At 46.2% G+C, this 7,371-nt stretch carries 3 protein-coding genes; 1 reads left to right on the plus strand and 2 read right to left on the minus strand.

Translation table 11 applies throughout. From position 1 onward, the window contains the following. Nucleotides 1-167: 167 nt before the first annotated feature. Complete coding sequence (locus tag QT987_RS26080) at nucleotides 168-3,671, minus strand: PAS domain S-box protein (RefSeq protein ID WP_333246043.1); 3,504 nt, start codon at nucleotides 3,669-3,671, stop codon at nucleotides 168-170. 615 nt (nucleotides 3,672-4,286) lie between these two features. Further along, nucleotides 4,287-4,955 carry a glycoside hydrolase family 108 protein gene (locus tag QT987_RS26085; protein ID WP_006634869.1) on the minus strand — a complete coding sequence of 223 codons (669 nt, stop codon included), beginning with the start codon at nucleotides 4,953-4,955 and terminating at the stop codon, nucleotides 4,287-4,289. A 99-nt stretch (nucleotides 4,956-5,054) separates the two neighbouring features. Between QT987_RS26085 and QT987_RS26090 the strand changes: the two genes are divergently transcribed. Then, complete coding sequence (locus QT987_RS26090; RefSeq protein WP_333246045.1) at nucleotides 5,055-7,235, plus strand: tetratricopeptide repeat protein; 2,181 nt, start codon at nucleotides 5,055-5,057, stop codon at nucleotides 7,233-7,235. The last annotated feature ends 136 nt before the right edge of the window (nucleotides 7,236-7,371 follow it).

Below are 7,371 nucleotides of genomic sequence, written 5' to 3' on the forward strand. Positions count from 1 at the left end.
TATTTCTTCGTCCGCGGAGGCGGACATCGTTTGTGTAGACGCGGTTTCCAACCGCCCGGTTATATCAAATCCGCTAGCTTCGGAATGATATAATTGTAGGGAAACGGCACTGCCGTTTCCTGATTTCGGGTAATATTAATTCCGATGCCACCGATCGCAACTAACAATTAACTACCAACTGCTGCTAATTGATTATTTCCTGTGACTAGAGGCGATACTTCCTGGCGAATGGGAATCTCGATGACAAACTCTGCACCTTCCCCAGGCGTGGAAATACACCGCAATTTGCCTCGGTGTTTTTCAACTATAATCTGATAGCTGATTGACAGTCCCAAGCCTGTGCCTTTGCCGACTGGTTTAGTAGTAAAAAATGGGTCGAACAACTTGCCAATAACTTCTTGATTGATTCCCATCCCGTTGTCGGCAATCCGAATTGTTACTGTCTCGGAATTCGCACTTGTGCTAATCCGAATTCGGTTGTGGCGAGCATATATTTCTTTTGAAGAATGAGTGCTGTTGTACTCTTCGAGGGCGTCGATCGCATTTACTAAAAGATTCATAAATACTTGATTGAGCTGACCTACATAGCACTCTACTTTTGGAAAATTGCTGTATTCTTTGATAATCTCAATAGCGGGACGAAGTACATTAGCTTTGATCCGGTGCTGCAAAATTAGCAAAGTGCTTTCGATTCCTTCGTGAATATCTACTCGCTTCATCTGCGATTCGTCGAGTCGGGAAAAGTTGCGTAAGGATACAACTAAGTCGCGGATGCGATCGGCTCCAACTTTCATTGATTCCAAAATCTTCGTAAAGTCTTCCATTAAGTAATCAACTTCAATATCTTCGGCTGCTTCTACAATTTCTGGGACGGGATTTGGGTATTTTTCTTGGTAAAGGTGGAGCAAACCGAGCAAGTCTGTGGTGTATTGGCTGGCGTGGGTGATGTTGCCGTAGATGAAGTTAATGGGATTGTTAATTTCGTGGGCGACTCCGGCGACTAGCTGGCCGAGAGAAGAGATTTTTTCGGTTTGGATTAGTTGAGTTTGAGCTTGGTGCAACTCTTGGACAGCTTTTTCGAGCTCGGTTGCTTGCGATCGATACTGTCCCTCGGACTGCTTGAGTGCTTCCAAAACTTGGACTCGATCGCTAATGTCGGTGTGAGTGCCCACCCACTCGCGAATGCTGCCGTCGGCTGCCAAAAGGGGAACGCCCCGCACCCAGAAGTGTCTGTAGCTGCCGTCGGCGGCCCGCAAGCGGTGCTCCACTTCGTAGAGACTTTTTGTTTCTATGGCCCGCATCCAAGCTTGTATTGTGCGATCGCGGTCTTCTGGGTGCACTGCTTCTATCGAGTTGTCCTTCTCTTTCAAACTCATGCCCGTATAAGCTATCCAATCAGGCTGAGGCTTGTCGAAGATTCCGCTAGCGTTGGTCGTCCAAACCATCTGTGCGGTTGCCATTGCCAGCGATCGATATCTTTCCTCGCTCAGACGCACAGCTTCTTCGGCTTGGCGGCTGGCTGTCACGTCGCGCAAAATAGCTGTGAATATGATTTCGCCTGCCACTTCGAGTTGGGAAATAGAAGCTTCGGCGGGAAATTCCGTACCATCTCGGCGGCGGGCGAAAATTTCTTTGCGGTGGCCCATTGTTCGGGCTTGTTGAACGTCGCCGAAATTGCTGACGAGGAGACTGTGAAGGGTGGCACAAGCTTCGGGCAACAGCAGGCTCAGGGATTGCCCGATCGCCTCCGCAGCCGTCCAGCCAAAAATCCGTTCTGCACCTTGGTTGAACAGGATAATTTTTTGCTCAGCATCCACCGAAATAATCGCGTCGTCGGCAATTTCTACAATGCCAGCGAAACGAGCTTGAGACAGTTGCAGCGCTTGTTCAGCTTGTTTGCGATCGCTGATGTCGCGGGCGATCGTCGAAATGTATGCGAGTTTGCCGCCCGGTGCGGAGTGGGAGATGAGGACTTGGCTGACGGGAAGTTCGAGTCCCGATGCTGACACGAAGGCTGTTTCTCCACTCCAAAAGCCCTCGGAAACAGCGGTGGCGATCGCTTGTTTCAAAGTGCTGCGGGCTGAGGCTGCCGTGAATTCTGCAACTTTTCGCTTGGATATCTCTTCGTTTTCGCCGATACCCACCATTTTTCTGCCGGCTTTGTTAATGTAAATGGCGCGTCCTTCGAGGTTGTAGATACCTACAAAATCCGGGGTTGCTTCCAGAATTGCTGCTAAACTTCTGTTAGCGATTTCGGCTTGTTTGCTCTCAGTAATATCCCGCGCGATGCTAACTATACCGCTGATCTTTCCTAAGCCGTCCCGGTAAGCACTTTTTGTAGAAAGAAATATCCTCAAATTTCCTTTGACGGGCAGCTCTTCTTCGATCGCTTCCGTTGTTCCCGCTGCCATAATTGGGCGATCGGTTTTTATAATATTTTCCGCAATTTCCGGCGGAAACAACTCGCTGTCATCTCTGCCGATAATGTCGTCTACAGACTGGCCAATTATACTGGCTCCCGCAGCATTAAGCATTAGATAACGGCCCTGAATATCTTTGACAAATAGGGCTGCGGGCGTACTGTTGATTACTGTCATCAACAGATTGTAGTTTTTTTGAAGCGCCTGCTTTGTTGTTTGAGAGTCGAAAATTTGCTGTTGCAATTGCTCGTTGGTTATTTGCAGTTGGATAGTCCGTTTCTCAACTTGATTTTCTAAGTCTAATTTAGCTTTTCTCAGTCCCAGTTCCGCTCGATAGCGTTTCCGGTCTGCGCTGCAGAGAGTTTTGGCATTCTGCCAAATCAGAACTGTAAAAATAATCACGTTCAATACGCTTAACAGCGATATCCCTACCTCCGGCGTGTAGGCTTGTAACCGATCTCCCAATAGGATGAAATAACCGACTAAAGGTGGGATAATGATTGCCCGTGGCAACAAGCGCCGCGCCATGATGCCGCCCGCGCGATCGCTCGTCATTACTGCTATCAATCCTCGATCGGGACTGGCAAATAAAATGCCGCAGCTCAGCAACATAAATGCTGCTGAGGTGTGCAAAGCCATCCCTGTATTATTGCCAATTTGGTAAAATAAAGCTTTGTCGTAGAAATAGCCTATCAAACCCGTAAATGCAATTAAAAATGCACAACAGCTTAAAATTTGAATCCGCAGGTATTTAGGCCGACGTTCTGACAGCAGCAGCAGCGCTGTTCCCAGCAATAAAAAAGCACCAGCAGTATTCGGTGCCATGCGTCCTGGTGTTCCGGTAATTGTCAATGTGTAACTTTCTTTAAATAGCAGTTGGTCGATGCCTAAGTCTAAATTAAAGCTATATTGAAGTAGGGTTAATAGGCTAATTAATATAATTAAAAATGAGGATAATAAAATCAATTTTTTGTAATTTTTTTGAGGCTTTCTTGCTGTTAATTTGGTGCGCCCTATCTGTTGGATGAATAGAGAAAACCCGCCCAAAATAAAGCATACCGCAGTATTGGCTTTCATGGTAACGAGTCCGGGCAGAATGCTTTTTAAGAGTTGCACATCGAATATCCAACCCAAAATGACTGTACAGCCGATCGCCATTACTGCAATACTCGCTTTTTTGCAAAAAGACTCGACTGCAGCCATTCGGGTTGAGGGCGTTTGCCGTTGTTGCGATCGTTCAAAAACTTCCAATTTCTCGCTCCCTCTAATTATTTGGTTTCTACGTATCAAAGGTAACAATAAACACTCTAGTGATATTGTTGCCTTAGATACAAAGCTGCTGAAGATTTGCTCAAAGCTGCTAAGCATAAAATATGAATTATTTTACCTAACTTTAGATAGAGCGTCAAATGAAGGTGGAAGGCTCTTATGTAGAAGGCATTTGGGAGAATTGACTAATATTTGTATGTGTAAATTTTAATAAAAAATTCCTTGTTCCTGGTTCGTTGTCCCTTCGATTTCGGAAATTGGCGCCCGATTCATCGGCAAGACGGAGTGTTTTTACTCAGTACATCGAGGGATAATGGTAGCGGATGAATCACTCTGCAACAAGATCACTGGCATTGTCAATCGGCTGCTGTGGCTGTGGGAAATGCGATCGGCATAACAGATAAGACTCGGCGGTTGAAAACCGCTACTACATAAACTTTCGTCCCAGCAGAGAGGGACTAACCTGTGGAGCATTTAAACCACTAACGAAACCTGTAGGGTGCGTCGGCTCGATCGCTTCCACCGGCAAGGGAAACGCGGAGGCCCGTGGCACCATATAATACTATTTTAAACGCTCCACAGCTTAACTGTTAACTGTTAATTCTTAATCTTGTTCACATAACCCCACAAACTGTAATCGCGACTCAGCCACCCCCGGAAAAAAGCCATTTGAGTGGGATCTTCTTGCACCCGTTTGTAGCGGTAAATAATCCGTTCGTTAATCATTTGCAACGCGGTATTTCTATTATTCGCTCCTTTTAGCGCTTCCTTGGTGCGGGCATCAAAAACTCCCGTTTGCGGCAATCCTAATGCTTGCTGAAGAAAGGTAATAGAGTTATTAATACCGAAATTAACGGCAGTGTCAAACATGACGATCGCCAAAGCCGGCTGCATCGTGCCCGAGAGGCTCGAATCCCAGTAATATTTATAAATTTCTAGGAGCTCTGCTTCCGACATCTGCGTCACGTCGAGGGGCGGAAGCCCACGACTGTAGCGGTAGGCGTTGTATTCCGTTTGCAAAACGCCCCGATAAGTTCTGCCGCCCTTATCGGCTGGGTGATTGCTGAATCCGCCCTCAAAATATAGGGTGAAATAAAGAGCAGTTTGAAATAATTTCTGCCGAAAGCTGGCTGTCTGCTGCTGCTGGGCGAAAGTCTTTTGGGCAAAGGGTAAGGGGATTGCTAAGGTTAACAAGAGTATCCCCAGCAGGAGGTTTGGTTTCCACTTGATGTTATGTTGGCGCTGTGTCGCTTGCTTGTCGCTCATAAATTCTCTGTGACGATCGCCCGTAGTTCCGCTAAAACTGCTACTCTGCAAAATAATATAGATTCAACCTTTAACTTGATAGCACAGATAGGCCGCCAAATGAATTCCGATTTTAGCAACCAATCCGAAACACCCCAATTTGAAGATGCTGCATCCCTGACAGTCGCTGCAGAAACCTATTACTCTCAAGGCAATTTAGCAGCAGCCGTCGCTGCTTGTCGCCGAGCTCTGGAATTGCAACCGGATTGGGCGGCGGCTTACGTGACAATGGGCAATGTGCAGCAAGCAAGCGGCCAAATTGAGGAAGCGATGCGGTTTTATTCCGAGGCGATCGCTCTGAATCCCGATTTTGCTGAGGCTTATGCTAATTTGGGCAGTATGCTCTACAAACAAGGACATTTGGTGGAGGCGGTTGTCAATTACGAAAAGGCGATCGAACTTAAACCAAATTTGGCTGCTGCTTACTGGAATTTGGCAGGGGCACTGAAGCAGCAGGGGCAGCAGGATGCAGCGGTAGCCTACGAGCAAAAAGCTCTCGAACTCAATCCCCACCTTGCTCAGGTAGATTTTCACTTAAATTTAGGAGATAAATTAGCGCGGCAAGGGAAGTTAGATGAGGCGGTGGCTGCATGGAAGCAGGCGATCGCATTTAAACCCGATTTAGCCGAAGCATACTGTCAAATTGGCCAAGTTTTGCGCCACCAGGGCAAATTTAAAGAGGCAATACCCAACCTTCAAAAAGCTCTAGAAATTAAACCGGATTTTATTTCTGCTCACCAACATTTGTGCGGCATCCTCAGAGATACTAGCGATTTAGCTGCCGCGCGGCAAGCCGTGCACCACTACAGCCAAATGTGTGCCGAAACCGATCCAATTATGACCGCTATTTACTTCATCAGCACCTATCAAGTGTCGGGATTAAATCAAATTGCGAGCGATCGATTTTTAGAGCTAGAGTCATACTTGCAGCACAACTTAGAAACCGCTAGCCCGGTGGAAATTAAATCGCTTTATGCAAACTTGTTATTCAGCACACCCTATTTGCGAGATGACTTGACAGCCAACTCAAAACTTTACAGATTAATTGCCCAAAAGTATATCTACCAATGTATTAAACCTAATTTTTCTCAACCCGCAAATTACAGTTTCAAACCAACGGTTCCATCCAGCCAGTTAAAAATCGGCTTTTTGTCCAATCACTTTAGCCGCCATTCTGTAGGTTGGTGCAGCGCTGACATCATTCGCGAATTGTCCGACATCACACCCAATGTGTATTTGTACGCTTCCGAAAGAATTGTTCCTGACGATCGCACTCAGCAATTTGAAAGTTTTGGCAAACTGACTTTTCCCACAACCTACCCGAACGGAATTGCAAACTCTGCCGAAATTATCGACCAAATTCAGCAAGATGAATTGGACGTTTTAGTTGATTTAGATTCTCTCAGCGTACCAGTGCACGCTGATATTCTCTACCAAAAACCCGCACCAGTTTGTGTTTCTTGGCTGGGATTTGACGCCCCTTACATATCGCCGGAAAATTACTTTCTTACAGACAGGCACTCGCACCCTGCAGACAGGGAAAAATATTATGACGAGCAGCTAATTAGGATGCCTGATTCCTTTGTAGCGGTGTCCGGTTTTCAGAGATATGGAGTCGATCCGGTTGCATTGAGAAGGTCGCATCGGATCGGTTTGGATCAGATAGTTTACCTGTGCGTCAGTCCCGGCAGAAAATTTAATCGCGACTTGGTAAAAGCACAAATTGCGATTCTCAAAGAAGTGCCGAACAGTATCTTAATTCACAAAGCTTTAGGCGATGCTGCGGTGTTTGAGGCTGCATATCACCAAGCTTGCGAAGCTGAGAAAGTGAGCAAGCACCGAATTAAGTTTTTGCCGAGGTTTGCTACTGAGGAAGAACACAGAATTATCTATTTGCTGGCAGATGTGTTGTTAGATTCTTATCCTTACAACGGAGGAACTCAAACTTTAGAGGCTTTGTGGTCTAATTTGCCGGTGGTGACTCGCACAGGAGAGCAATTTTTGTCGAGAATGGGTTATTCGTTTTTGCAGACTTTGGGAATTGAAACAGGTGTGGCTTTGTCTTGGTCGGAATATGTGGAAGTGGGTGTAAAATTGGGCAAAGATCGTGAATTGAGAAATGCAATTAAATCACAGTTGGTGAAATCTAAAGATCCAGCCAATTTGTCGCCGCTGTGGAATCCGAAAAAGTTTGCGGGTGATATGTATGCGGTCTTGGAAAAATTATGTAAAATAGGATAACGCGCTAATTATAGGATAAGGTGCGTCAGGCCAAACAATCCGCAATGTGAGAAAACATCATAAGGAATGAGAATTAAATAACTTCCACAAGTTTGTGGGATGGGCGTCCCGCCCGTCCTTTTTGGACGGGCGGGAC

Source organism: Microcoleus sp. SVA1B4 (assembly GCF_036700545.1).
Classification (GTDB): Bacteria; Cyanobacteriota; Cyanobacteriia; order Cyanobacteriales; family Microcoleaceae; genus Microcoleus.

What these genes read in the sequence shown, in the direction of transcription:
- QT987_RS26085 (WP_006634869.1), bottom strand. Translation starts at nt 4,955, where the DNA reads ATGAGCGACAAGCAAGCGACACAGCGCCAACATAACATCAAGTGGAAA.
- QT987_RS26090 (WP_333246045.1), top strand. Translation starts at nt 5,055, where the DNA reads ATGAATTCCGATTTTAGCAACCAATCCGAAACACCCCAATTTGAAGAT.